The sequence below is a fragment of the Micromonospora jinlongensis genome, assembly GCF_013410645.1.
In the GTDB taxonomy this organism is placed as follows: Bacteria; Actinomycetota; Actinomycetes; order Mycobacteriales; family Micromonosporaceae; genus Micromonospora; species Micromonospora zamorensis.
Genome location: NZ_JACCHK010000001.1, coordinates 2,471,751 through 2,497,427, shown reverse-complemented (window position 1 = coordinate 2,497,427; position 25,677 = coordinate 2,471,751). Strand labels below are relative to the sequence as shown.

Below are 25,677 nucleotides of genomic sequence, written 5' to 3'. Positions count from 1 at the left end.
TTCCGTTCATCGCACGCCGCCGGCCACCGTCTCGGCCAGTGCGGCGCGAAGCGCGAAGCCCTGGGAGCCCCGGCCGGCCTGCGGCCACAGCGCGGGCAGTCGGCCGCCATGGTCGACACCGACCACCCGCCAACCGCTCTGCAGCATGGCGAGGACGGCGGCGGCGTGCGCGCGTTCTGCCTCGGCCCGGGCCTTCTCCGGCAGGCTGAGCCAGGTGGAGCTGTTCAGCAGGAAGCCGACGCAGGTGGCGCCGTTGCCCCGCAGACCGGCCAGCAGCTCGGCCTCGGCCACGCTCACCGTGCCGAACAGCCCGATGATCAGACCACCGTCGGCGCGTTGACGGACCCGTTGCACGAGGTCGGTCAGCTCGGCGCGCTGATCCAGTCGGACCTCCGCGAGGTGGTCGAGCAGCGCCCCGTCACCGCCGGCCTCCGAGGCGTCGACATCCGCCCCCGAGCCGGTGACCAGGCGCAACTTGTAGCCGGCCTGGCGCAGGTGGACGGCGATGCTCGCGGCGGCGGAGACGGACCACTCGAAACTCGCCGTCGGCCCCTCGCCGCGGTGGCCGTACGCGCGGGTGTCCAGGACGACAGTGGCCCGGCTCTCCCACGGCTGCTCCTCGCGGCGCACCATCAGCTCGCCGGTGCGTGCTGTCGACTTCCAGTGCACCCGGCGCAGGTCGTCGCCGCGCCGGTATTCCCGGGTCGCCGCGTCGTCCTCGCCGTGCACCGCGACCGAGCGGGCCCGACTGTCGCCGCTGCCCGCGTACTCCCCGGGGAGCCGGACCGACGGCAGTGCGGTGACCTGCGGAATGACCGTCAGGTGGTCGGTGCTGGGGAAGGACCTGGTGAGCTCGCAGAGACCGAACGGGTCGGTCATCCGGACCACCAGCGGGCCCACGTCGTAGCGACCCCGCACGTCGGCCCGGACGGTGTACGCCACGGAGGTGGCCTGGTGCGCGCCGAGCCGCTCCAACACCACCCGGGGCCGGCTGCCCAGCGCGTAGGGCAGCCGGTCCTCCAGGAGCAGGGTGCCGGTCGGCAGCCGGGAGAGGTTCTGCAGGCGCAGCACCACCCGGGAGTTGGCGCCGACCGGGACCCGGTGCGGGTCCAGTGAACGGTTGCAGGCCAGCTTGTAGCGGCTGCGCCCGACGTAGGCCGCGGCCAGCAACGGCAGGACGGCCAACAGCACAGCCACCCGGAGCAGGTCCTTCTCGCCCAGGATGGCGGCCGAGATCGCCGCCGCGATGGCGGCGGCGAGGAAGGAGCGCCCGCGGGTGGTCAGCCCGCGTAGCCCGGCACGCACGTCATGGCCTCCGCGGCTCGTAGGGCGCGCGGCCGTTGCCGGTGCCGGTGCCGGGGCGGGTGTCGTACGGGTTGCGCTGCCTGTCGTGTGGCAGCGGCAGGCGGTGCACCAGCTCGGAGACGATCGCGTCGGTGGTGCGTCGGGCGAGCTGCGCGTCGGCGGTCGGGATGATCCGGTGCGCGAGCACCGGCACCGCCAGGGCCTGCAGGTCGTCGGGGAGCACGTAGTCGCGACCCTCCAGGGCGGCGACCGCCCGGGCGGTGCGCAGCAGTTGCAGGGTCGCCCGGGGGGAGGCGCCGAGCCGCAGGTCGGGTGCCTCGCGGGTGGCGGTGACCAGGTCGATCGCATACTGCTTGACCGCGTCCGCGACGTGCACCTGCCGGACGGTGGCGATGAGCTGTCGGACGATGGCCGCGTCGGAGACCGCGCGCAGCTCGTTCAGCGGGTCGGTGGCCCCGTGCCCGTCGAGCATGGCCAGCTCGGCGTTGGAGTCCGGGTAACCCATCGCGATACGGGCGGTGAACCGGTCGCGCTGCGCCTCGGGCAGCGGGTAGGTCCCCTCCATCTCGATCGGGTTCTGGGTGGCGATGACCATGAAGGGGGTCTGGAGCTGGTAGGTGACACCGTCGACGGTGACCTGCCGCTCCTCCATGCACTCCAGCAACGCCGACTGGGTCTTCGGCGAGGCCCGGTTGATCTCGTCGCCGACCACCAGATTGGCGAACACGGCACCGGGACGGAACTCGAAGTCGTGCGTCTCCTGGTTGTAGACGCTGACCCCGGTGACGTCGCTGGGCAGCAGGTCGGGGGTGAACTGGATCCGCCGCACCGTGCAGTCGATGGACCGCGCCAGGGCCTTGGCCAGCTTGGTCTTGCCGACACCCGGCACGTCTTCGATCAGGAGGTGACCCTCGGCGAGCAGGACGGCCAGGGCGAGCCGCACGGTGGCGGTCTTACCCTCGATGACCTGCTCGATGTTGGCCACGATGGCCTCGCTGGCGGCGCGGAACTCGTCGTGCGGCAGTAGGCCGCCCACCTCGTCCCAGGTCTGTTGTGTCACGGGCCTCCTCCTCGTCGCCATGACGGCAGCTCTGTATAGAGCACCTGGACCCGCCGTTGGGTTCGCGACGTCGAGCCTCGTCTGCCGCAGGAATCTCACTGGTCTCTCAGGCTAACCATGTTTGTCGTTATCGCCGACCCCCGCAGGTAGTCCGCCGCTTACGCACCGGAATATTCGCCGTTCGGGAGATGCGTGACCGGTCCGAGCCCGGGTATCCGGTGGCCCGCCCGCGTGGCCCACCGGTCGGCGGCGGCGACGTAACCGGGGGAGAGCACCGTGTGGCGGGAGCGCGACATCTACGGGCAGGCCGACGACGGAGGCGTACGCCTCGGCGGCGGGTTGGCGCAGTGGCGGCTGCACGCGGACCACGTCGACGTGGCGGCCGGCACCGGCGGGCGACGGGTGCGCATCGAGGCCGAGTTGCTGCCGGTCGTGGTGGACCTGGACACGACCGCCCTGGTCCTGCTCGACATGCAGAACGACTTCTGCTCTCCCGGAGGCTGGACGGACCGGTCCGGGCTGGACTACACGGCCTGCCGGGAGGCGATCCCCGGCGCGGTACGCGCGGTGGAGGCCGCCCGCCAGCTCGGCGTACCGGTGCTGTGGGTCTACTGGTACAACCGTTCCGACCTGCGCAACCTCGGTGCGCCGACGCTCTGGTCGTTCAAGCACCGACTCGACCAGGCCGGCATCGGGGAACAGTTGGACCACGGCCCGGTGCTGACCGAGGGGTCGTGGGGCGCGACGCTCGTGGACGAGCTGCGGGAGCTGGTGCGCCCCGAGGACCTGCTGGTGGAGAAGTTCCGGATGAACGGGTTCCACGCCACCCACCTCGACCAGGTGCTGCGCACGCAGGGCATCCGCACCCTCCTGTTCGGCGGGGTCAACACCGACCAGTGCGTCAGCACGACGGTCGAGGACGCGTACTTCCGGGACTACGCCACACTGCTGCTGACCGACGCCACCGCCACGTCCAGCCCGGCGTACTGCAAGGACGCCGTGGTCTTCAACTCCCAGCAGTGCTGGGGCTTCACCACCGACACCGCCCGGTTCGCCGCGGCCAGGTGACCGGAGCGCCTCCGGCCCGGCGGCGGCGGTCCGCCCCCGCACCGGAAGGCGAGGTACACTGCGGGACATGGCCGGAGTCTTCCTGCTTCTTACCGGGCCGTGCTGATGCGCTGAACGCAGCGACAGCACGGCGGCCCCTCCTGCGCGAGGGGCTTTTTTGTGCCCGCCGCCGGCCCGGCCCGGTGGTGCCGAGACGAAGCGAAGCGAAGCGAGGAGAGACGATGAGTGAGGCAGCCGCACCGGCGGGCGACATTCCCCCGTTCCGGTACACCGCGGCCCTGGCCGACGAGATCGAGATTCGTTGGCAGGACATCTGGGCGCGCGAGGGCACCTTCCACGCACCGAACCCGACCGGCCCGCTGGCCGACCCGACCCACCCACGCGCCGGCGCGGAAAAGCTGTACGTGCTGGACATGTTCCCGTACCCGTCCGGCGCCGGCCTGCACGTCGGCCACCCGTTGGGCTACATCGGCACCGACTGCTACGCCCGCTACCAGCGGATGGCCGGCCGCAACGTGCTGCACGCGATGGGCTTCGACGCGTTCGGTCTGCCCGCCGAGCAGTACGCGGTGCAGACCGGCACCCACCCGAGGACCACGACCGTCGCGAACATCGAGCGGTACAAGGCGCAGCTGCGCCGGCTGGGGCTGGCGCACGACGAGCGTCGCTCGGTGGCCACCATCGACACCGATTTCTACCGCTGGACCCAGTGGATCTTCCTGCAGGTCTTCAACTCCTGGTACGACCGTGACGCCGGCCGGGCCCGCCCGATCGCCGAGCTGATCGCCGAGTTCGAGGGCGGCAACCGGCCCACCCCGGACGGCCGGGCGTGGGCCGAGCTGAGCGTCGCCGAGCGCCGCCAGGTCGTCGACGACCACCGCCTGGCGTACGTCTCGCAGGCCCCGGTGAACTGGTGCCCGGGGCTGGGCACCGTGCTGGCCAACGAGGAGGTCACCGCCGACGGCCGCTCGGAGCGGGGCAACTTCCCGGTCTTCAAGCGCAACCTGAAGCAGTGGATGATGCGGATCACCGCGTACGGCGACCGGCTGCTGGACGACCTGGACACCCTGGACTGGCCCGAGCCGATCAAGCTGATGCAGCGCAACTGGATCGGCCGTTCCACCGGTGCGCACATCGACTTCCCCACCGGGCAGGCGCCGGTGCGGGTGTTCACGACCCGACCGGACACCGTCTTCGGCGCCACCTACATGGTGCTGGCGCCCGAGCACGAGCTGGTCGACGCGCTGGTGCCGGCCACCTGGCCGGACGGGACGAGGGACGCCTGGACCGGCGGGCACACCAGCCCCCGGGCGGCCGTCGAGGCGTACCGCAAGACGGCGGCGGCCAAGACCGACGTCGAGCGGCAGTCCGACACCAAGGAGAAGACCGGCGTCTTCATCGGCGCGTACGCCACCAACCCGGTCACCGGCGGGCAGATCCCGATCTTCATCGCCGACTACGTGCTGGCCGGCTACGGCACCGGCGCGATCATGGCGGTGCCGGCTCAGGACGAGCGGGACTGGGCGTTCGCCGAGGTCTTCGAGCTGCCCATCGTGCGCACCGTGCAGCCAGCGGAGGGCTTCGATGGCAAGGCGTACACCGGGGACGGCCCGGCGATCAACAGCGCCGCGCCCGAGCGCGGCCTGGACCTGAACGGCCTGGGGGTCGCCGACGCCAAGGCGGCGATCATCTCCTGGCTGGAGGCGAACGGGCACGGCACCGGCGCGGTCACCTACCGGCTGCGCGACTGGCTGTTCTCCCGCCAGCGGTACTGGGGCGAGCCGTTCCCGATCGTCTACGACTCCACCGGCGCGGCCATCGCCCTGCCGGAGGAGATGTTGCCGGTCGAGCTGCCGGAGGTGGACGACTTCTCGCCGAAGACGTTCGCCCCCGACGACGCCGACAGCAACCCGGAGACCCCGCTGTCGCGCCGGCGCGACTGGGTCGAGGTCGAGCTGGATCTGGGTGACGGGCCGCAGCGCTACACCCGGGAGACCAACGTGATGCCGCAGTGGGCCGGCTCCTGCTGGTACGAGCTGCGCTACCTGGACCCGACCAACAGCGACCGGTTCGTCGACGCGGAGAACGAGCAGTACTGGATGGGCCCGCGCGGCGACGGCGACTGCGGGGGCACCGACCTGTACGTCGGCGGCGCCGAGCACGCGGTGCTGCACCTGCTGTACGCGCGGTTCTGGCACAAGGTGCTGTACGACCTGGGGCACGTGTCGTCGTTCGAGCCGTTCCGCAAGCTGTTCAACCAGGGCATGATCCAGGCGTACGCGTACACCGACTCGCGCGGCAGCTACGTGCAGGCCGAGGAGGTCGTGGAGCGCGACGGCGCCTACTACCTGGGTGACCTGACGGTCAACCGCGAGTACGGCAAGATGGGCAAGTCGCTGAAGAACGTGGTGACCCCCGACGACATGTGCGCCGCGTACGGCGCGGACACCTTCCGGGTGTACGAGATGTCGATGGGCCCGCTGGAGGTGTCCCGCCCCTGGGAGACCCGGGCGGTGGTCGGCTCGTACCGGTTCCTGCAGCGGGTCTGGCGGGCCGTCGTCGACGAGCAGACCGGAGCGCTGCGGGTCACCGAGGACCCGGCCGACGAGGCGACCCGCCGGCTGCTGCACACGGTGATCGACGGGGTCCGTGGCGACATGGACGGCATCCGGTTCAACACCGCGATCGCCAAGCTGATCCAGCTGACCAACGGGCTGACCGGGCTGTCGGCGACGCCCCGCGAGGTGGCCGAGCCGCTGGTGCTGATGGTGGCGCCGTTCGCCCCGCACCTGGCCGAGGAGCTGTGGCGCAAGCTGGGCCACGACACCTCACTGACGTACGCGGACTTCCCGACCGCCGACCCGGCGCTGCTGGTGGCCGACACGGTGACCTACCCGGTGCAGGTCAACGGCAAGGTCCGTGGCCGCATCGAGGTCCCCGCCGACACCGCCGAGGAGGCCGTCCGCGCGGCGGCCCTGGAGGCGGTGGCCGCAGCCCTGGCCGGTAAGGAACCCCGCAAGGTCATCGTGGTGAAGGGCCGGATGGTCTCCGTCGTCGTCTGACGCCGCCAGCCCTCACCGGTGTCGATCATGGAGTTGTGGTGCCTGGTTCGCCCCCTGGCGGCCGTTTGATCCCCCACCACAACTCCATGATCGACCCAGGCGCGCCCGGTCAGACCTCCAGCGCGGCCGCCACGATTGCGCGGTTTGACTGCAGCCAGTTCTGCCAGCTTCGTATCCCGTTGACCGCGCCCTGGTCGCGCAGCCGGCGCATGCCCGGCTCGTCGCGGTCGGCGCCGGCGTCGATGCCCCGCCAGGTGCTCTCGATCTGGTCGAGCATCACGCCCACCAGTTCAGCCCGCGCCAGCGTGGCGGGTGCGGTCGCGGTCGGCGCCGCGTCGTAGGCGTCGCAGAGAAGTCGGCAGCGCCGACCCAGCTCGACCGGGTCGGCGCCCTCGCCCAACGCGGCCCAGTGCCAGCCGGCGAACGAGACGTCCTCGATCCGGCGGCCCGGGGCGGCCAGGTCCCAGTCGAGGAAGGCCACCGGTAGTGGCCCGGCGGGGGAGTCCCGGTACACCGTGTTCTTCGGCGACAGGTCGCGGTGGCACACCGTCTCGGCGTCGCCCGCCAGCCCGGTGCCCGCACACGCGTCGTGCAGCCGCCGGATCAGCTCGGCCAGCCGCACCAGTGCCGCGTCGGAGAAGAACGCCGGATCCTCCCGGTCCCGCCACGGCACCCGACCCGCGACGTAGCTGAGCATCTGCCGACCGTGGGCGTCGACGCCCAGGTGGTGCGGCGCGAGGTCCGCGCCCACCCCGGCCAGGTGGCGCAGCAGCGCGCCGACGAAGTCCAGGTTGGCGGGCGGGGTACGTCGTACCGTGTCCCCGATCCGGACCACGTCGGCGACGAACCCGCCGGACAGTGGCTCTCCGGCCGGGCCGGCGGTCGGCTCGGGCACGGTCAGACCGGCATTCGACGGCGTCGGCGCTCGGCGCGCCACCACTGGTGGATGAGGACCACGCTGGCGATCAGGCCGAGGCTGGCCGGTGCGGCGGCGTACCAGTTGATGTGGCCGGGTGAGCTGACCGCGGAGCCGATCGCCGCGTAGCCGATGGCGGTCGGCGCGGAGGCGATCACGCTGCCGGCCAGGAACGGCAGCACCCGTGCGCCGGTCGTGCCGTAGCCGTAGCTGACCAACCCGAAGCCGGCGATGGGCAGCAGCCGCACGGTGACCACACCGAACACGCTCTGCCGGGCGAACCAGCCGTCGAGGCGGGCCAGGCGACCACGGACCCGTTCGGCCACGAACTCCCGGCCGAGCAGCCGGCCGACCGTGAACCCGATGGCCGCGGCCACAAGCGCGGCGCCCAGGGCGTACGCGGCGCCCTCCAGGGGGCCGAAGATCGCACCCGCGGCGAGCGTGATGAAGGTACGGGGAACCAGCGCGACCAGCAGCAGAGCGCCGCCGAGGATCGCCGCCACCGGGGCGAGGTCGCCCAGCCGGTCGGCCAGCAGCGGCAACTGCTCCGGATCCGGACGGGGCACCAGGAGCAGTAGCAGCCCGCACCCGCCGATCAGCAGCACGAGCAGGGCGAACCGGGCGGCCGACGGCTGCCGGAGCAGCCGACGGACGGCACGGATCATTGCCGGGCGGCGGCCACCGCGGAGCGGCGCTCGTTGCGGAGCCGGTCGGGCCAGGTGTCGTCCAGCGGAGGAAGCTGGTGTGCCCCGGTGGCCCAGCGCAGCAGCAGGTCGGCCAGGGCGGGGTTGCGGGCCAGCGCCGGGCCGTGCGAATAGGTGCCCAGCAGCTTGCCGCGCCACGCGCCCTCGGTGGCACCGTCGTTGCCCACCCCGGCGGTGATCCGGGCCAGCGGGGAGACCTCCGGGCCGAGGTGGGTGCGGCCGCCGTGGTTCTCGAAACCGGTCAGCGGTGGCAGGCCGAGCCGGGGGTCGATCTCACCGGCCAGCTCGCCCACGGCCCGGCTCGGACCCCGGTCGGACTGGAGGTCGAGCAGCTCCAGGCCGCGGCACTGCACGCCCTTGGCGAAGAACGAGGTGCCGAGCAGTTGGTAGCCGGCGCAGACACCGAACACCACCGAACCCTGGGCGACCGCCCGGTGCAGACCGCCGTCGGCGAGCAGGCGCTGCGCGCCCAGCGCCTGCGGGCCGTCCTCGCCGCCGCCGACCAGGTAGATGTCGGCGGTTGCGGGCAGCTGCTGGTCGGAGCGGACCTCCAGCACCTCGACGGGCATGCCGCGTTGGCGGGCCCGGCGGGCGAGGATTAGGGCGTTGCCCCGGTCGCCGTAGGTCGACAGCAGGTCGGGGTAGATCCAGACGATGCGCAGGCTCTCAGATGACACGGTCCAACTCCGCTCGGATGTCCTGGAACGCGGTGTAGTTCGCGATGACCTCCAGCCGCCCGGGCGGGACCGACCGGATCGCGTCGTCGAACGTGCGGACGTGCTGGAACGGCACGTCGTTGACGTCCAGGCGGACTGCCAGGTCGTATGCCCGGTCGCCGGTGATCAACACCTGCCGGCCGCGGAGCGGGGCGAAGTCGACGTCGAAGAGCCATGACGTGTCGAGGCCGTCGGGGTCGCGGGCGTTGATGGAGAGCAGGGTCGGCGCGTTGTCGGCCATGTCGAAGGCCTCCAGCCAGCTGGCCGGGTTCTTGGCCAGCAGCAGGCGGATGTTGCGCCCGTCCTTGTCGACCTGCGCGTAGCGGCCGGCGACCGAGGTGACGATGCCGAGGCGGGACACCGCGTCGACCGGACGGACGCCGAACTCGGCGGCCACGGCCAGCGCGGTCGCGGCGTTGCCGAGATTGACCTTGCCGGGCAGTTGGAGGGAGACCTTGTGCCAGGCGCCGGTGGGGTCGAGCACCCCCTCGTCCTCGACGACCCACTGCGGCTCTGGTCGGCGCAGCGCGCAGCCGGTGCACCACCACTGGTCGCCGGAGCGCTGGATGGTGGAGCCGCACTCGGGGCAGACCCAGGAGTCGTCGTGCCAGCGCTGGCCGGCACTGAACCAGGTCACGTGTGGCGGGTTGATGCCGCGGGCGGGGTCGCCCGGCGGGGTGGCGGCCCAGACCACCATCGGGTCGTCGGCGTTGGCCACCACCCGCACGTTGGTGTGCCGGACCAGGGCCGCGCGCCAGAGCTGCGCCATCATGGCGACCTCCTTGGCGCGGTCGAGCTGGTCGCGGGAGAGGTTGAGCAGCGCGACCACGTGCGGCTCGGTCGCCTCCAGCACCTGGGCGAGGTAGTGCTCGTCCACCTCCAGCACCGCGTACGGGGTGCTGCCGGCCTTGGCCAGCGCCGAGGTGTGCCCGCTGGGCATGTTGGCGCCGAACGAGTTGGTGGCGACCCGGCCGAGCACGCCGACCGCGGCGGAGGTCAGCCGGGTGGTGGTGGTCTTGCCGTTGGTGCCGGAGACGAGCGCGATCGCCCGCCCGGCCGAGAGGTGGGCCAGCAGGTCCGGGTCGATCTTCAGGCCGATCCAACCGCCGATCACCGAGCCGTCGCCGCGGCCGGCGGCCCGGGAGAGCGCCGCGGCGGTCCGTGACACGGAGCTGGCCACCTTGGCCCGTAGGGGCATTTTCGCGTCGGTCACGCGAGCGAGGTTACCGGACCGCCCGCCCCGCCAGATCGCCGCCGACGGTGAACCGTTCGGCCGTGGTGGCCGCGCGGGCGGCCGGGTGGACCTCCGCCGGACGGAGTCGATCTATGTCGGAAAGCGGACCACGCCGGAGGGCGGTCCGAGCCCTCCACTCTGCTCCACCCCTTGTGACGTGCTGTTTTAGGCGGGGATCGGGCGCGCCACGCGGGCGAATCTGGTTGCGGGTGGAGGGAAGTGGAGTAGAGTGGGGACCAATGGTGAGGCCGGGAGGGCTCACCGGCCCGGGGGGTCAGCGGCGCCGCGAACGCCGTTCAAGGGCGAGGGGGTTGGGCCGATGTTCCTCGGCACCCACACTCCGCGCCTGGACGAAAAGGGCCGGTTGATCCTTCCGGCCAAGTTTCGGGATGAGCTGGCGGGGGGTGTCGTGGTCACCAAAGGGCAGGATCGTTGCCTCTACGTCTTCCCGACTCCTGAGTTCCAGCGGATCGCGGAGCAGTTGCGCGCGCAGCCGATGACGCACAAGGCGGCCCGGGCCTACAGCCGGGTCTTCTTCGCGAGCGCTCACGACGAGGTTCCCGACAAGCAGGGTCGGGTGACCATTCCAGCCCATCTGCGGGAGTATGCCGCGCTCGACCGCGAGTTGGTGGTCATCGGCGCGAGCACGCGGGTGGAGATCTGGGACAAGGTCGCCTGGGAGACCTACCTCGCCGAGAGCGAAGACGACTTCGCCGACATCGAGGAGGGGGTGCTGCCCGGCGGTCTGTAGGGCGGAACGGCGCCCGACGTACTGCGAGATCTCCAGCCGCTTTCGAGTTCCTGGCACCCCTTCCCCGGTGCCAGGCGCACGATCCAGTCATCGGGCGACGGTCCGGTGTCCGGCGGGAGCGGATGGGGATCTGGCGGTACGACGGCAGCGCCGTCCGACGACAGGCGCACGAAGAGAACGGACGTTTCAACCAGTGGGGGTCATCATGGGGGAGTTGCGCGGCACGCACGTGCCGGTGCTGCTCGAGCGGTGTCTCGAGCTGCTGGCCCCCGCGCTGGGTCGAGGCGGCCGGACGATCTACGTCGACGCGACGCTCGGCTTGGCTGGGCACGCGGAGGCGGTGCTGGAGGCGCACCCGGAGACGGTCCTGATCGGGCTCGACCGGGACACCGAGGCGCTCGCCCACGCGCGGGTCCGACTGGCCCGGTTCGCCGATCGGGTGCACCTGGAGCACGCCGTCTACGACGAGCTGCCGGACGTGCTCGACCGGTTGGGCTATCCGGGCATCGACGGGATCCTGTTCGACCTGGGTGTCTCGTCGTTGCAGTTGGACGCGCCCGACCGCGGGTTCGCGTACGCCCAGGACGCGCCGCTGGACATGCGGATGGACCAGACCCGGGGGGTGACCGCCGAGGAGGTGGTCAACACCTACGGGCATCCGGACCTGGCCCGGGTGCTGCGGGTCTACGGCGAGGAGAAGTTCGCCGGCCGGATCGCCTCGGCGATCATCCGGGAGCGGGAACGCGCCCGGATCACCTCGTCCGCGCTGCTGGCGGAGCTGGTCCGGGACTCCATCCCGGCGCCGGCCCGACGAACGGGCGGACACCCGGCAAAGAGAACGTTTCAGGCTTTACGGATCGAGGTAAACAGAGAGCTGGCAGCGCTGGAGACAGCGTTGCCATCCGCGCTCGACGCACTGACCGTGGGCGGTCGCATGGTGGTCCTGTCCTACCACTCGCTGGAGGACAGGCTCACCAAGGCGGCGCTCGCGGACCGGGTCCGCAACACGGGCCCGGTCGACCTCCCGGTCGAACTTCCCGGGTCCGGTCCGACGTTCCGGCTGCTCAGCCGGGGCGCCGAACTGCCCGGGGAGGCGGAGGTCGCCGCGAACCCGCGCGCCGCCTCGGTGCGGCTGCGGGCCGCGGAGCGACTCGACCCGAACGCGACAGAGCTTGGGCGGACCGACCGCGAACGGTCTCGCCGACGGGTGAAGGGAATGCACCAACCGGGCACGGGGTCCGCCTGATCCGTGGGGGGTCAGGGGCACCGGGACGGCAGAGGGACGGACGTTGAGGGGGAGGGACATGAACATTGACAAGCGCGGCCGCCGGGACGTCACCGGCGGCGAGCAGCGCGCACCGCGGTCGGGGGGCCGGACCGCGGCGGAGCGGGCTCCGCGCCTCGGAAACGGTACGCCACGCATCGATCGAACGAATCGGCAGGGGGAGACTCGCGCCCGGGAGGCGCGCGAGTTCCCCACCCAGGGCACCGCCGCGCTGCGGCCGGTCGAGAAGGCGGCCAGCGCCACCGCTGCCCGCCCGCCTCGGCTGCGGGTGGCGCCGCCACCGCCGGTGTCGGTGCCGCGCGCGCCGTTCGCGGCGCTGATCGTGGTGTTGGTGGTCGGTGGGGTGCTGGGGATCCTGGCGGTCAACACCAAGATCAATGAGAACGCGTTCCGGTTGGAGCGGTTGCAGCAGCAGCAGGCTCGACTGGACCTGGAGAAGCAGCAACTGGACAAGCAGATCGCCGAGGCCGAGGCGCCGGGCAACCTGACCGCCGAGGCGCGGCGGCTGGGCCTGGTGGACGCCGGCGAGCCGGGTTACATCCGGCTGCCGGACGGCAAGACCATCGGCGTGCCGCAGCCGGCGACCGGCAAGCCGTCGGTAACCAGCCAGGGTGCGGGAGGCTGACCAGTGCCACCAAGGTCGGACGAGCCGCGCCGGGACCCCACAGGGGCCCGGCGCGGTTCTTCACGTGACGCCGGCCCCGTCGACGGGGAGTCCCGCGCCGGCGAACCAGGTATCGGGGGCATCTCCGGGGCTCGCGCGTACACCCCGAGGGGTCGAACCGTTCGCGAGGAGCGCGGCACGCCGGCGCGCAGCGGGGGTGCCGAGCAGCGGCGTACGCCCCGCAGCACCCGCTCCGGCGACCCGTTCCGGCCGGCGTTGCAGGTGCTCGACGGCGGCCGGGCCGCCGCCCGGGCCGGCCGGCGCGACGCTCCGGCCGCTGGGCGCGGCGGCGTCGTGCGCACCGTCTCGCCGCGCACCCCGCGTGCCCCGGGCGTCGACGAGCCGCCGCCACGCCGCCGGACCACATCACGCGCGCCGCGCCGCACCGACCGACCGGCGGCCCGTCGTCCGTCCCGGAAGCCACCGCGCCCGCCGAAGCTGGCCGAATCGCGACTGCGCCTGCGGCTGGGCACCGCGCTCGCCCTGACGTTGTTCGCCGCCATCGGGATCCGGCTGATCTTCCTCCAGGCGGTCGACGCTCCGGCGTACGCCGGGGGCGGCATCTCCGACCGCCTTCGCACTGTCGAGCTGCCGGCGCCGCGGGGCGCGATCTACGACAGCACCGGCGCGCCGCTGGCCCGCAGTGTCGAGGCCCGCTACGTCTTCGCCGACCCGACCGAGGTGAAGGACCCGCCCGCCACCGCGAAGGCGCTCTCCCCGCTGCTCGGCATCCCGGCGTCGAAGCTGGTCGAGCTGATGAAGCCCCGCAGGCTGGAGAACGGCAAGTTGTCCACGTTCGCCTACCTGGCCCGGGGGGTGGAGATCCCGACCGCCAAGCGGGTGCAGGCGCTGGAGCTTCCCGGCATCGGGGTGCACCGCGACGAGAGCCGTGACGTGCCCGGCGGCGACCTGGCGGCCAACCTGATCGGCTTCACCAGTCAGGACATGGCCGGCCTGGAAGGGTTGGAGGCCCGCTACGACGACGTGCTCGCCGGGCAGGACGGCAAGCGGGTGTACGAGGCCGGCCTCGGTGACCTCGCGGCGCCGATCCCGGGCGGCTACAGCCGGACCACTCCCGCCAAGCCGGGCAGCTCACTGACCCTCACCATCGACCGTGACCTGCAATTCCGCACGCAGCAGATCCTCAGCGCGGGCATGGCCCAGCAGCGCGGCGGCACCGGCGTGGCCGTGATCATCGAGATCCCCTCCGGTGCGGTGCTGGCCCAGGCCAGCAATCCCACCTACAGCGCGGCGAAGCCGTTCCCGAGCGACCCGGTCGCCCGGGAGGACGCGGCGACCAGCTTCGTCGTCGACCCCGGCTCGATCCACAAGGCGATCACCTTCGGCGCGGCGTTGCAGGAGGGGGTGATCACCTCGGACACGGCTCTGCCCATCGCCAACAGCATCAAGATGGGTGACACCTGGTTCTCCGACACCCATCCCGCCAACGGCAAGAAGATGAGCGTGCCGGGGATGCTCGCCTACTCGTCGAACGTCGGCACCATCACGATTGCCGAAAAGCTCGGCCCGGACCGGCTGATCGACTACCAGAAGCGGTTCGGGCTGGGCAAACCCACCGGCGAGGGGATGCCGGGGGAGGCCAGCGGGCGACTGCTGCCGGCCGACGAGTGGAGCGAATCGTCGCACGGGTCGGTGCCGATCGGGCACAGCGTCGACGCCACGCCGCTGCAGATGGCCGCCGCGTACGCCGCCATCGCCAACAACGGCACGTACGTGCAGCCGCACCTGGTCAAGGAGGTGATCGGGCCGGACGGCAAGCGCACCCCCGCGCCCGCCCCGGTGACCCGGTCGGTGCTCAGCCCGCAGAACGCGGCGGCCCTGCGCACCATGCTGGAGGCGGTCACCACCGTCGAGGGCGCCACCGGCACCCTGGCCGCTGTCCCCGGCTACCGGGTCGCCGGCAAGACCGGCACCGGGTGGCGACTGGTGGACGGCAAGAAGCAGCCCGGCGAGGTGTCGTCGTTCATCGGCATGGCCCCCGCCGAGAACCCCCGGTACGTGATCGCGGTCTTCGCGTACGCCCCCGGTGGTGGGGGCGCGGCGATCGCTGGCCCGGCGTTCCGCGACATGATGCAGTTCACGCTGCGTCACTACCGCGTACCACCGTCAACCGGTGGTTCCGCACCCAAGTTCGTGGTCTATCCGCGCTGAGCAGCAATGGCGGGACATCATCGGTGAGTGCCGACGAACCACCGGGGCGGCTGTGCGGCCGGAACCGGACGACGGGGTAGGGTCTGACGCCGTGCCCGGCAATCCACGTCCACGTACCGTGACCGGAGTCCGGCTCGGCGATCTCGCCGTCCGACTCGCCGTCGACCTTCCGGCGGACGCCGCCGAGGTGGTCGTCACCGGGGCCACCCACGCCAGCCAGGAGGTCCATCCCGGCGACCTGTACGCGGCGTTGCCCGGCGCTCGCCGGCACGGCGCGGAGTTCGCCGCCGGCGCCGCCGAGGCGGGTGCCGTGGCCCTGCTGACCGACCCGGCGGGTGCGGAGCTGGCCGCGGGCAGCGGGCTGCCCGTCCTGGTGGTGCCCGACCCGCGCGCCGTGCTCGGCGAGCTGGCCTCGGCCGTGTACGGCGACCCGACCGCCGGTCTCACCGTGATCGGGGTGACCGGCACCGCCGGGAAGACCTCCACCGCGTACCTGATCGAGTCGGGGCTGCGGGCGGCCGGCCACACCACCGGGTTGATCGGCACGGTCGAGACGCGACTCGGTGACCTGGTGATCGACAGTGTGCGCACCACTCCGGAGGCGACCGACCTGCACGCCATGCTGGCGACCGCGCGCGAGCGGGGGGTCACCGCGGTGGTCATGGAGGTCTCCAGCCACGCACTGGCCATGGGTCGCGTGGGCGGCGTCCGGTTCGCCGTCGGCGGCTACACCAACTTCGGCTCCGACCACCTGGACTTCCACGCCGACAGCGACGACTACTTCGCCGCCAAGGCTCAGCTCTTCGACGGGCGGTGCGCGGTCGAGGTGCTCAACCACGACGACCCGGCCCTGAAGCCGCTGTACAAGCCGGCCACCGTCACCTACTCGGCGGCCGGCGACCAGGACGCGAGCTGGTGGGCCGACGGCGTGGGCGGCGAGGGGTACGCGCAGCGGTTCACCGCGCACGGCCCGGACCGCGTGGTCCTGGACGCCGGGGTGGCACTGCCTGGCCGGCACAACGTGGCGAACGCGCTGCTGGCCATCGCCACGTTGGTCGGTGCCGGGGTGGACCCGACGACCGCGGCGGCCGGGGTGGCTGCCTGCGGTGGGGTGCCGGGCCGGCTGGAGCTGGTCGACGTCGCCGCGCCGGTGCGCGGCGTGGTCGACTACGCGCACAAGTCGGACGCGATCGTGGCGGCGCTGGCCGCGCTGCGCGAGTTGAGCGCCGGACGGCTGATCTGTGTGATCGGCGCCGGCGGTGACCGGGACCGGGGCAAGCGGCCGGTGATGGGCGCCGCCGCGGCGGAGGGAGCCGACCTGGTGCTGGTGACCGACGACAACCCGCGTACGGAGGACCCGGCGGAGATTCGCGCCGAGGTGCTCGCCGGCGCGTACCGGGCCGGAACGGCCGCCCGGATCATCGAGGTGGCCGGCCGCCGCGCCGCGATCGACGAGGCGGTTCGGCTGTCCGAGCCCGGCGACGTCATCGCGCTGCTCGGCAAGGGGCACGAGCGCGGCCAGGAGGTGGCGGGCGAGGTGTTTCCGTTCGACGACAGCATCGAGCTGGCCGACGCGCTGCGGGCCCGCTTCGGGGACCTGGCGGTCCAGCGGTGATCGCGCTGAGCCTGGCCGAGGTGGCCGCTGCGGTCGACGGGCGGCTGGAGGCCGCCGACCCCGCCGCCACCGTGACCGGTTCGGTGGAGTTCGACTCGCGCAAGGTGGGGCCCGGTTCGCTCTTCGTGGCCTTCCCCGGTGAGAAGGTCGACGGGCACGACTACGCGGCGACGGCGATCCAGGCCGGCGCGGTGGCGGTGCTCGGCAGCCGTGCGGTGCCCGGGGTGCCGATGGTGCTGGTGGACGACGCGCTGGCCGCGATGGGCCGGCTGGCCCGTGCCGCGGTGGACCGGCTGCCGGAGCTGACCGTGATCGGTGTGACCGGCTCGTCCGGCAAGACCACCACGAAGGACCTGATCGGTCAGCTCACCGCCCGGCTCGGGGCCACCGTGGCGCCGCCCGGCTCGTTCAACAACGAGCTGGGCCACCCGTACACCGCGCTGCAGGCCGGGCCGGACACCCGCTACCTGGTGATGGAGAAGGGCGCCCGGGGGATCGGGCACGTGCGGTACCTGTGCGAACTGGTGCCGCCCCGGATCTCCGTGGTGCTCAACGTCGGCACGTCGCACATCGGCGAGTTCGGCTCGCAGGACGCCATCGCCCAGGCCAAGGGAGAGCTGGTCGAGGCTCTGCCGGCGGACGGGCTGGCGGTGCTGAACGCCGACGACCCGCGGGTGGACGCGATGGCGGGTCGCACCGGGGCCCGGGTGGTCCGCTACGGCGAGGCACCGGACGCCGACGTGCGCGCGGAGGACGTGACGCTGGACGAGCGGGGGCACCCGTCGTACACCCTGGTCACCCCGGAGGGACGCGCGCCGGTGCGGCTCGGGCTGACCGGCCGTCACCAGGTCGGCAACACGCTCGCCGCGGCGGCGGTCGCCCGGGAGCTGGGCATGCCGCTGGCCGAGCTGGCCACGGCTCTCGGCGAGCTGGGGCTGGTCTCGACCCGGCGGATGGACGTGTTCGACCGCCCCGACGGGGTGACCGTCATCGACGACTCGTACAACGCCAACCCGGCCTCGATGGCGGTGGCGGTGCGGGCGCTGGCGAGCATCGGTCAGGGGCGGCGTACCGTCGCGGTGCTCGGTTACATGGCCGAGCTTGGCCCGTTCGAGTCCGACGGCCACGCCGAGATCGGCCAACTCGTGGCCGAGCTGGGCGTCGACCGGCTGCTCGTTGTGGGTGAGCCGGCCGCGCCGATCCACGAAGGCGCGACAGCGGTAGCGAACTGGGGAGGAGAGTCGGTGCTGCTCACCGATCAGGCGGCGGCCGTCGAGGTGCTGCGGGGCGAGCTACGACCGGGTGATGTCGTCCTGGTCAAGGGCTCCCGGTACCGGACCTGGGAGGTGGCCGACGCTCTGCGCGCCGACGCCGGTGGGGAGCCGACCCGATGAGGGCCGTCATCGTCGCCGTCGGGGTGGCCTTCCTCGTCTCGCTGTTCGGCACCCCGATCGCGATCAAGTTGTTCACCCGGCTCAAGGCCGGTCAGCCGATCCGGTCCGACGGCCCGGCAATGCACCAGGGCAAGAAGGGCACGCCCACGATGGGCGGCGTGGTCTTCATCCTGGCCACGGTGATCGCGTACGTGGCCGGGCACCTGGCCCTGACCAGCCTGCCGGACCAGCAGATCGCCCAGGTGGAGCCGACCATCACGGCGTTGGTGCTGCTGGGGCTGATGGTCTTCTCCGGCGCTGTGGGTTTCCTCGACGACTTCCTCAAGGTGCGCAAGCGCAACAGCGCCGGGCTGAACAAGCGCGGCAAGCTGCTCGGCCAGATCCTGGTCGGCGCGGTCTTCGGCGTGATCGCGCTGTGGTTCCCGAGCACGATGACCGACGGCTCGGGCCTGGCGACCAACACCGAGACGGTGGGCAGCACCACGCTGAGCTTCATCCGGGACATCGATGCCCTGGAGGTCAGCAAGGTCGGCGCGGTGATCATCTTCATCTTCGTGGTGATGGGCGCGACGAACGGTGTCAACCTCACCGACGGCCTCGACGGTCTGGCCACCGGCGCCTCGGTGATGGTGCTCGCCGCGTACGCGCTGATTGCGTTCTGGCAGTACCGGCACTGGTGCGCGGACCCGAACTACACCCAGCCGTACTGCTACGAGGTCCGTGACCCGTTGGAGATCGCGCTGATAGCCGGGGCGGCGGCCGGGGCCTGTGTGGGCTTCCTCTGGTGGAACACGTCCCCGGCACGGATCTTCATGGGCGACACCGGGGCATTGGGGCTGGGCGGTCTGATCGCCGGCATGGCGATGTCCACCCGCACCATCCTGCTGCTGCCGATCATCGGTGGGCTCTTCGTGATCATCACGATGTCCGTGGTGATCCAGATCATCTCCTTCAAGACCACCGGTAAACGGGTGTTCCGGATGTCGCCCCTGCAGCACCACTTCGAGTTGGCCGGCTGGAGTGAGGTCAACATCGTGGTGCGCTTCTGGATCATCGCGGGCATCGGCGTGGCCATCGCCCTGGGCCTGTTCTACAGCGAGTTCCTCGCCAACATGACCTGATCGGGCCCTCGCCATCCTCGCACTCTCCGGCCGCCCGGACGGCCCGCTCCGCGCGGGTTCCGTCCGGGCGGTTGGTGCTTTCAAGGCCGGGGCGGGAGTTCGACACGCCCGGTGCGTCGTTGTGGGCGTGCCCGGCGCGTCCAGCGGTGATGATGTCGGGGTGGGGGAGGACTCAGGCACCGACGACAGGACAGCCGGTCGGCCGCGACGGTCACCGGGCGCGACGCGTACCGCTGCGGCGGGCGCGCCGCCCGACGACGCGCGCGGCCCGGAACCGGGTGCGGCACCGCGGGCAGCGGACCCGCCACCACCCGTGCCACTGCGCGGGTTGGACGGGGCCGGTGGGCTCGCCGCCCTGCGCGGTCTGCTGGCGCGACCGCTGGCCTCCTACTACCTGCTGCTGTCCAGCGCCGGCCTGCTGCTGCTGATCGGGCTGACCATGGTCTTCTCGGCGACCAGCGTGAAGGACTACGCCGAGGACGGCAACGCCTCGGCCTCCGTGACCAAGCAGGCGATCTTCGCGGTGATCGGCATCGGGGCGTTCTGGGTCTGCCAGCGGCTGCCCGCCAGCACGTACCGCTCGCTGGGCCGACCGCTGCTGTTCACCTCGATCGGGCTGCTGCTGGTGCTCAACCTGCTGCTCGCGTACGCCCGGCTCAGTCACCAGGACTCGGCCCGGATCGGCCCGATCGAGGCGCGGCTGCTCTGGCTGTTCATCGGCGGAATCCAGGTCCAGCCCTCCGAGCTGGCCAAGTTCGCGCTGGTGTTGTGGGGCGCGCACCTGATCGCCCGCAAGGGCGCCGCGCTGGGGTGGTGGCGGGAGCTGGCCACCCCGCTCTTCCCGGTGATGGGCCTGCTCTTCGTCCTGGTCGGCTACAACGACGTGGGCACGATGCTCTGCCTGCTGGCCCTCGTTGTGGGTCTGCTCTGGGCCGCCGGCGTCCGCATGCGGGTCTTCGGCGCGCTGACCGTGGTCGGCCTGCTCGGCGTTGGCCTGCTCATCGCGGTGGCCTCGCTGGGCGCCGGCTCCGGCGAGAAGGGCGCGGACAACTACCGCTTCGCGCGGCTGGTGATGTTCTTCAACCCGCCGGACCCGGAGACGTGCAAGCTCGGCGACTGTCTCCAGTTCTACCAGGGTCGACTGGCCATCGAGCACGGCGGTTGGTTCGGTGTCGGGCTGGGCAAGGGCAGCCTGAAGTGGGACTGGCTGCCCGAGGCGCACAACGACTTCATCTTCGCGATCATCGCCGAGGAGCTGGGCGTGATCGGCTGCGCGGTGGTGCTCGCACTGTTCGCGGTCCTCGCGTACACCGGGTTGCGGATCGCCCGCCGGGTCGACGACCCGTTCCGCCGGTTCGCCGCCGCCGCCATGACCACCTGGCTGGTGAGCCAGGCCGTGATCAACATTGGTGGGGTGGTCGGGCTGCTGCCGATCACCGGCCTGCCGCTGCCGTTCATCTCCGACGGCGGAAGTGCCCTGGTGGTGACGTTGGCGGGCATCGGCATGCTGGCGTCCTTCGCCCGCGCCGAACCCGATGCGGCCCGAGCACTGCATGCCCGTCCGCCGGCCCGGTGGGTCCGACTACTCTGGGCCCCGTTGCCGCCGCTTCCCGGCCGGCGTCGCCGGCCGGCGACGCCGCCCGCTGGCCGAGGGTCCGTGCCCCGGTCCCGCGAGCGGCGCCATGACGACCAGGCCGCGCCGCGCGGGGTCCGCCAGGACCGGAGCCGCGGGGGTACGGCGAGCGAAAGGAGACGCTGATGGGTCCGCTGCGTTCGGTGGTGCTCGCGGGAGGTGGCACCGGGGGGCACGTCTACCCGCTGCTCGCCTTCGCCGACTGCCTGCGCCGACACGACCCGGGCGTCCGGATCACCTGCCTCGGCACACCACGCGGCATGGAGAACGATCTGATCCCGCCGCAGGGCTACGACCTGCGGCAGATCCCGGCGTACCAACTGCCCCGGTCGGTCAACATGAACCTGGTCCGTACCCCGGGCCGGATGTGGACCGCGGCGCGCGCGGCGGGCAAGGTGATCGACGAGGTGCAGGCCGACGTGGTCGTCGGCTTCGGCGGGTACGTCTCGGTGCCGGCCTACCTGGCCGCCTGGCGCCGCGAGATGCCCATGGTGATCCACGAGGTGAACGTGCCACCGGGTGTGGCCAACAAGCTGGGCATGAAGTTCACCAAGAACGTCGCCGTCGGCTTCCCGCACCAGCCGAGCCAGGCCGAGTCGCTGCGCGACGCCACAGTGGTCGGGGTGCCGCTGCGCCGCACCATCGCCGCACTGGACCGGTACGCGCTGCGCGACGCCGCCCGCGCCCACTTCGGGCTCCGCCCGGACCTGCCGGTGCTCTTCGTCTCCGGCGGCTCGTCCGGCGCCCGGTCGATCAACCTGGCGGTTTCCGGGGCGGCCAAGGAGCTGGCCCGCAACGGCGTGCAGGTGCTGCACGTGATGGGCGCCCGCAACGAGCCGGTGCCGATCCCCACCGACCTGCCGGTGCCGTACGTGACGCTGCCGTACCTGTCCGAGATGGAGCTGGGCTACGCGGCCGCCGACCTGATGCTGGCCCGGGGCGGGGCGATGACCGTCGCCGAGGTTGCCGCGATCGGGCTGCCGACGATCTACGTGCCGTACCCGCACAGCAACCAGGAGCAGCGGCGTAACGCGCTGCCCGTGGTGGAGGCCGGCGGTGGGCTCCTGGTCGACGACACGGAGCTCACCCCGGACTGGCTGGAGCGCACCGTCATCCCGCTGATCCGCGACCCGCAGCGGCTGTACGCGATGGGCGCGGCCGCGGGGGCGTACGGCCGACGCGACGGTGACGAGGCCCTGCGCTCCTTCGTCATGCAGGCGGTGGCCCGATGACCGCGCAGTTCACCCCGGCCGGCACGCTCACCGCGGAGGACCTGGGCACCGTCCACCTGATCGGGGTGGGCGGGGTGGGCATGCTCGGCGTGGCCCGGCTGCTGCTCACCCGGGGCATCCGGGTCTCCGGCAGCGACCTGCGTGAGTGGCCGTCGCTGGCGGGTCTGCGGGCGCTCGGCGGCACCATCTACCTCAGCCACGAGGCGACCAACCTCGACGGCGTGGACACCGTCGTCTACTCGTCGGCCATTCCCTCCGACCACCTGGAGCTGGTCGAGGCGCGTCGGCGTGGTCTGCGGGTGCTGCACCGCTCGGAGGCCCTGGCCGCGGCGATGACCGGCCGCCGGGCGGTGGCTGTCGCCGGCACGCACGGCAAGACCACCACCACCTCGATGGTGACGATGGTGCTCCAGCAGGCCGGTGTGGACCCGTCCTTCGTGATCGGCGGCGAGATCTCCGAGGTCGGCTCGGGCGCCCACCACGGCACCGGCGAGCACTTCGTGGTCGAGGCGGACGAGAGCGACCGCTCGTTCCTCATCTACCGCCCGTACGTCTCGATCATCACGAACGTCGAGGCGGACCACCTCAACACCTACGGCGACTACGCGACGCTGGAGGCGGCGTTCGTGGAGTTCGCCCGCCTCACCGACCCGGACGGGTTCATCATCACCTGCGCCGACGACCCGGGCGGTCGGCGGCTGGCCGAGAGCCTGCGCGCCGAGGGGCGGCAGGTGTTCACCTACGGCGAGGCGGCCGACGCCGACCTGCGGCTGACCGAGATCGTCTCCTCCGCGCGTGGGGTGCGCTATCTGGCCGCGATCGACGGTCGGTCACTGGGCGAGTTCCGGTTGCCGGTGCCGGGGCGGCACATGGGGCTGAACAGCGCCTCCGCGGTGCTGGCCGCGTACCTGCTGAAACTGCCGCTGGAGGCGGCGGAGGCCGCGCTGGCGGTCTTCCCCGGAGTGCGGCGGCGTTTCGAGCGCAAGGGCGTCGCGGACGGCGTGCTGGTCTACGACGAGTATGCCTACCATCCGACCTCGATGACGTTGGCGATGCAGACGCTGCGCGAGGTGGCCGGCGACGGGCGGCTGATCGTCGTCTTCCAGCCGTACCGGCTGTACCGCACCCGCGACAACCAGGCGGAGATCGCCGAGGCGCTGGCCATCGCCGACGAGGTGGTGCTGTTGGAGGTCTTCGGGCCGGGCGAGCTGCGCCAGCCCGGCGAGGGCTCGGCGGCGCTGATCGCGGCGGTGGGGCTGCCCGCCGACCGCAAGGTCTTCGTCGACTCGTGGGAGGCGGCGCCGGTCGAGGTGGCCCGCCGCGCCCGCCCGGGGGACGTGGTGGTGACCATGGGCGCCCCGCCGATCTCGCTGATGGGTGACGAGCTGCTCGCCGCCCTGGGCGCGCGTGCGAACGGCTCCGCGCCGACCGCGACCGTCGACCCGGTGGCCACCGCCCCGGTGATCGGTGATCCGGTGCCGGGTGGCGCCACGGCCGGGGGCGACGGAGCGGCCCTCGGTGGCACCGTCGCGCCCGGCGGCACGGCGCCCACGGCCGGATGAGTCCCGGCCCGGCCCGAGGGCGGACCCGCGCCGCCGACGGCGGCGCCCCGCGTCGCGGTCCGGTGCGGCGTTGGCAGCTGGTCCGGGCGAGCCGCGACGCGGTACCGCCCTCGACGCGCCGGTTCATGGCCCGTGCCCGGCAGCGCCGCATGCGCGCGGCGCTGCCCTGGGCGGTGGCCGCCGGGGTGCTCGCGCTGGCTGGGCTGGTCGCCTGGACGGTGCTGGGCACCGGGCTGTTCGGTGTGCGGGAGGTGCGCGTGGAGGGTGCCGACCTGGTCACCCCGGTGCAGGTGCACGACGCGGTCGCCGTACCGGACGGGGTGCCGCTGGCCCGGGTGGACCTGGCGGCCGCCGCCCGCCGGGTCGGCGCCCTGGCGCCGGTGGAGCGGGCCACCGTGTCCCGCGACTGGCCCGGCACGCTGGTCGTGCGGGTGACCGAGCGGACTCCGGTGGCGGCGGTGCCGCAGGGGGAGGCGTACGCCCTGATCGACCGCAGCGGGGTGGCGTTCCGGACGGTGGACCAACGCCCCGCCGGGATGCCGCAGGTGACGGTGGGCCGACCGGCCGCCGACGACCCGGGCACCCGGGCCGGGCTGGAGGTGCTCGTCGCCCTGACCCCGCGGTTGCGCGCCGAGGTGGTGGACGTGAGCGTGGAGGGATTGGCCCGGATCACCCTGCGGCTGCGAGGCGACCGGACGGTGGTCTGGGGCGACGCGACCCGGGGCGCGGACAAGGCCCGGGTGGCCACCGCGCTGCTCGACGAGGACACCGATCGGATCGACGTGAGCGCCCCGGACGTGGTGACCTTCCGCTGACCCGGCGAGCGCGTCAGGGCGTGACCTGTCGCGCTCCGGCCGGCGACACGCCGGGCGGGTCCTTGGCTCATCGCGTGGTGGCGCTTACGTTGCCCCGAAGAGGTTCAGTGGTTGACATAACTGTAAGCCTCTAGTAGAGGGTGAGGGTTCACTCCTGACTCTCGCTGGTGACAGCTGTCGTCGGCCGCTGGTCTGGCCACGCCGTACCCGGTCGGCCGAAGCCAATCTCGAAGGAAAGGACCGGAGATGACACCTCCGCACAACTACCTGGCGGTCATCAAGGTCGTCGGCATCGGGGGAGGCGGCGTCAACGCCGTCAACCGGATGATCGAGGTTGGGCTCAAGGGCGTCGAGTTCATCGCGATCAACACCGATGCCCAGGCGCTGCTGATGAGTGACGCCGACGTCAAGCTCGACGTCGGCCGGGAGCTGACCCGTGGCCTGGGGGCCGGGGCCAACCCGGACGTCGGCAAGAACGCCGCCGAGGACCACCGCGACGAGATCGAGGAGGTGCTCAAGGGCGCCGACATGGTCTTCGTGACCTGCGGTGAGGGTGGCGGCACCGGCACCGGTGGCGCTCCGGTGGTGGCCAACATCGCCCGCAAGCTCGGTGCGCTGACCATCGGCGTGGTGACCCGGCCGTTCTCCTTCGAGGGCAAGCGCCGTCAGGTGCAGGCCGAAACCGGGATAGACGAACTCCGCAACCAGTGCGACACGCTGATCGTGATCCCGAACGACCGGCTGCTGGCCCTGGGTGACCGCAACATCAGCATGATGGACGCCTTCCGCACGGCCGACCAGGTGCTGCTCTCCGGTGTGCAGGGCATCACCGACCTGATCACGACCCCGGGTCTGATCAACCTGGACTTCGCCGACGTCAAGAGCGTGATGAGCGGCGCCGGCAGCGCGTTGATGGGCATCGGCAGCGCCCGCGGCGAGAACCGCGCGGTCGAGGCGGCCGAGGCGGCCATCTCCAGCCCGCTGCTGGAGCAGAGCATGGACGGCGCGCGCGGCGTGCTGCTCTCCATCGCCGGCGGTTCCGACCTCGGCCTGTTCGAGATCAACGACGCGGCCCAGCTGGTCACCGACGCCGCCCACCCGGATGCCAACATCATCTTCGGCGCGGTCATCGACGACGCGCTCGGTGACGAGGTGCGGGTGACGGTCATCGCGGCGGGCTTCGACGGCGGCACGCCCGCGTACAAGGCGGCCGAGCCGACCCGCAAGACCAACACCAACCAGCCCGCGCCGCAGAGCACCCCGGCGCCGGCGCCGGCGACCAACCCGGCTCCGGCCCAGTCGCCGCGCCGGGTGCTCTTCGACGACGTGGACGTTCCCGATTTCCTCAAGAACGGGTCCTGAGCACCG

19 protein-coding genes and 1 pseudogene are annotated in these 25,677 nt (G+C 72.3%); 14 read left to right on the top strand and 6 right to left on the bottom strand.

Features of this window, described 5'->3' with window-relative positions; translation table 11 throughout:
- Positions 1–6: 6 nt before the first annotated feature.
- Both HNR22_RS10595 and HNR22_RS10590 read right to left on the bottom strand, forming a co-directional pair.
- Positions 7–1,305 carry a DUF58 domain-containing protein gene (locus tag HNR22_RS10595; protein WP_179780217.1) on the bottom strand — a complete coding sequence of 433 codons (1,299 nt, stop codon included), beginning with the start codon at positions 1,303–1,305 and terminating at the stop codon, positions 7–9.
- 1 nt (position 1,306) lies between these two features.
- Positions 1,307–2,365 carry an AAA family ATPase gene (locus HNR22_RS10590; protein ID WP_179780216.1) on the bottom strand — a complete coding sequence of 353 codons (1,059 nt, stop codon included), beginning with the start codon at positions 2,363–2,365 and terminating at the stop codon, positions 1,307–1,309.
- Positions 2,366–2,641: 276 nt separating this feature from the next.
- Here HNR22_RS10590 and HNR22_RS10585 point away from each other — a divergent pair, with 276 nt between their 5' ends.
- Together HNR22_RS10585 and leuS are read left to right on the top strand one after the other, a co-directional pair.
- Entirely contained in the window at positions 2,642–3,433 is a 792-nt protein-coding gene (locus HNR22_RS10585) for an isochorismatase family protein (RefSeq protein ID WP_179780215.1), read from the top strand.
- A gap of 221 nt (positions 3,434–3,654) precedes the next feature.
- Complete coding sequence (gene leuS / locus HNR22_RS10580; protein WP_179780214.1) at positions 3,655–6,495, top strand: leucine--tRNA ligase; 2,841 nt, start codon at positions 3,655–3,657, stop codon at positions 6,493–6,495.
- Between the two features lie 109 nt (positions 6,496–6,604).
- Here leuS and HNR22_RS10575 read toward each other — a convergent pair whose 3' ends face one another.
- Genes HNR22_RS10575 through HNR22_RS10560 form a run of 4 tightly spaced genes read right to left on the bottom strand, consistent with a single transcriptional unit; the run spans position 6,605 to position 10,029 of the window.
- Positions 6,605–7,390, bottom strand: a complete 786-nt coding sequence (locus HNR22_RS10575; RefSeq protein ID WP_179780213.1) for a phosphotransferase — start codon at positions 7,388–7,390, stop codon at positions 6,605–6,607.
- Positions 7,391–7,392: 2 nt separating this feature from the next.
- Positions 7,393–8,076 (bottom strand): TVP38/TMEM64 family protein, encoded by a 684-nt coding sequence (locus HNR22_RS10570; protein ID WP_179780212.1) that lies wholly within the window; start codon positions 8,074–8,076, stop codon positions 7,393–7,395.
- Complete coding sequence (locus HNR22_RS10565) at positions 8,073–8,792, bottom strand: glutamine amidotransferase (protein WP_179780211.1); 720 nt, start codon at positions 8,790–8,792, stop codon at positions 8,073–8,075. The genes HNR22_RS10570 and HNR22_RS10565 overlap by 4 nt, the downstream gene beginning before the upstream one ends.
- The gene (locus HNR22_RS10560; RefSeq protein ID WP_179783495.1) at positions 8,782–10,029 is read right to left on the bottom strand and encodes a MurT ligase domain-containing protein; all 1,248 of its coding nucleotides are present in this window, start codon (positions 10,027–10,029) and stop codon (positions 8,782–8,784) included. The genes HNR22_RS10565 and HNR22_RS10560 overlap by 11 nt, the downstream gene beginning before the upstream one ends.
- 355 nt (positions 10,030–10,384) lie before the next feature.
- Between HNR22_RS10560 and mraZ the strand changes: the two genes are divergently transcribed.
- From mraZ to ftsZ, 12 genes and pseudogenes are all read left to right on the top strand, one after another.
- On the top strand, positions 10,385–10,816 hold the full coding sequence (mraZ, locus tag HNR22_RS10555) for a division/cell wall cluster transcriptional repressor MraZ (RefSeq protein WP_088949385.1): 432 nt from the start codon (positions 10,385–10,387) through the stop codon (positions 10,814–10,816).
- A gap of 205 nt (positions 10,817–11,021) precedes the next feature.
- Positions 11,022–12,131: pseudogene (rsmH, locus tag HNR22_RS10550) on the top strand (16S rRNA (cytosine(1402)-N(4))-methyltransferase RsmH).
- A complete protein-coding gene (gene ftsL / locus HNR22_RS10545) occupies positions 12,121–12,726 on the top strand; it encodes a cell division protein FtsL (protein WP_179780210.1) in 606 nt (201 codons plus the stop codon). The pseudogene rsmH and the gene ftsL overlap by 11 nt, the downstream one beginning before the upstream one ends.
- Positions 12,727–12,729: 3 nt before the next feature.
- The gene (locus HNR22_RS10540; protein WP_179780209.1) at positions 12,730–14,937 is read left to right on the top strand and encodes a penicillin-binding transpeptidase domain-containing protein; all 2,208 of its coding nucleotides are present in this window, start codon (positions 12,730–12,732) and stop codon (positions 14,935–14,937) included.
- A gap of 52 nt (positions 14,938–14,989) precedes the next feature.
- Positions 14,990–16,552 carry a UDP-N-acetylmuramoyl-L-alanyl-D-glutamate--2,6-diaminopimelate ligase gene (locus HNR22_RS10535; protein WP_179780208.1) on the top strand — a complete coding sequence of 521 codons (1,563 nt, stop codon included), beginning with the start codon at positions 14,990–14,992 and terminating at the stop codon, positions 16,550–16,552.
- The gene (locus HNR22_RS10530) at positions 16,549–17,946 is read left to right on the top strand and encodes a UDP-N-acetylmuramoyl-tripeptide--D-alanyl-D-alanine ligase (protein WP_179780207.1); all 1,398 of its coding nucleotides are present in this window, start codon (positions 16,549–16,551) and stop codon (positions 17,944–17,946) included. The genes HNR22_RS10535 and HNR22_RS10530 overlap by 4 nt, the downstream gene beginning before the upstream one ends.
- Positions 17,943–19,067 carry a phospho-N-acetylmuramoyl-pentapeptide-transferase gene (gene mraY, locus HNR22_RS10525; RefSeq protein ID WP_088949380.1) on the top strand — a complete coding sequence of 375 codons (1,125 nt, stop codon included), beginning with the start codon at positions 17,943–17,945 and terminating at the stop codon, positions 19,065–19,067. The genes HNR22_RS10530 and mraY overlap by 4 nt, the downstream gene beginning before the upstream one ends.
- Before the next feature lie 313 nt (positions 19,068–19,380).
- Positions 19,381–20,826: an FtsW/RodA/SpoVE family cell cycle protein gene (locus HNR22_RS10520; protein ID WP_179783494.1), complete on the top strand. Its 1,446-nt coding sequence runs from the start codon at positions 19,381–19,383 to the stop codon at positions 20,824–20,826.
- Complete coding sequence (gene murG, locus HNR22_RS10515; RefSeq protein WP_179780206.1) at positions 20,826–21,932, top strand: undecaprenyldiphospho-muramoylpentapeptide beta-N-acetylglucosaminyltransferase; 1,107 nt, start codon at positions 20,826–20,828, stop codon at positions 21,930–21,932. The genes HNR22_RS10520 and murG overlap by 1 nt, the downstream gene beginning before the upstream one ends.
- Positions 21,929–23,494, top strand: coding sequence for a UDP-N-acetylmuramate--L-alanine ligase (gene murC, locus HNR22_RS10510; RefSeq protein WP_179780205.1), 1,566 nt, complete (start codon positions 21,929–21,931; stop codon positions 23,492–23,494). Before murG ends, murC begins: the two co-directional genes overlap by 4 nt.
- Positions 23,491–24,309, top strand: a complete 819-nt coding sequence (locus HNR22_RS10505; protein WP_179780204.1) for a cell division protein FtsQ/DivIB — start codon at positions 23,491–23,493, stop codon at positions 24,307–24,309. The genes murC and HNR22_RS10505 overlap by 4 nt, the downstream gene beginning before the upstream one ends.
- A gap of 246 nt (positions 24,310–24,555) precedes the next feature.
- Entirely contained in the window at positions 24,556–25,671 is a 1,116-nt protein-coding gene (ftsZ, locus tag HNR22_RS10500; protein ID WP_091407710.1) for a cell division protein FtsZ, read from the top strand.
- Positions 25,672–25,677: the final 6 nt, after the last annotated feature.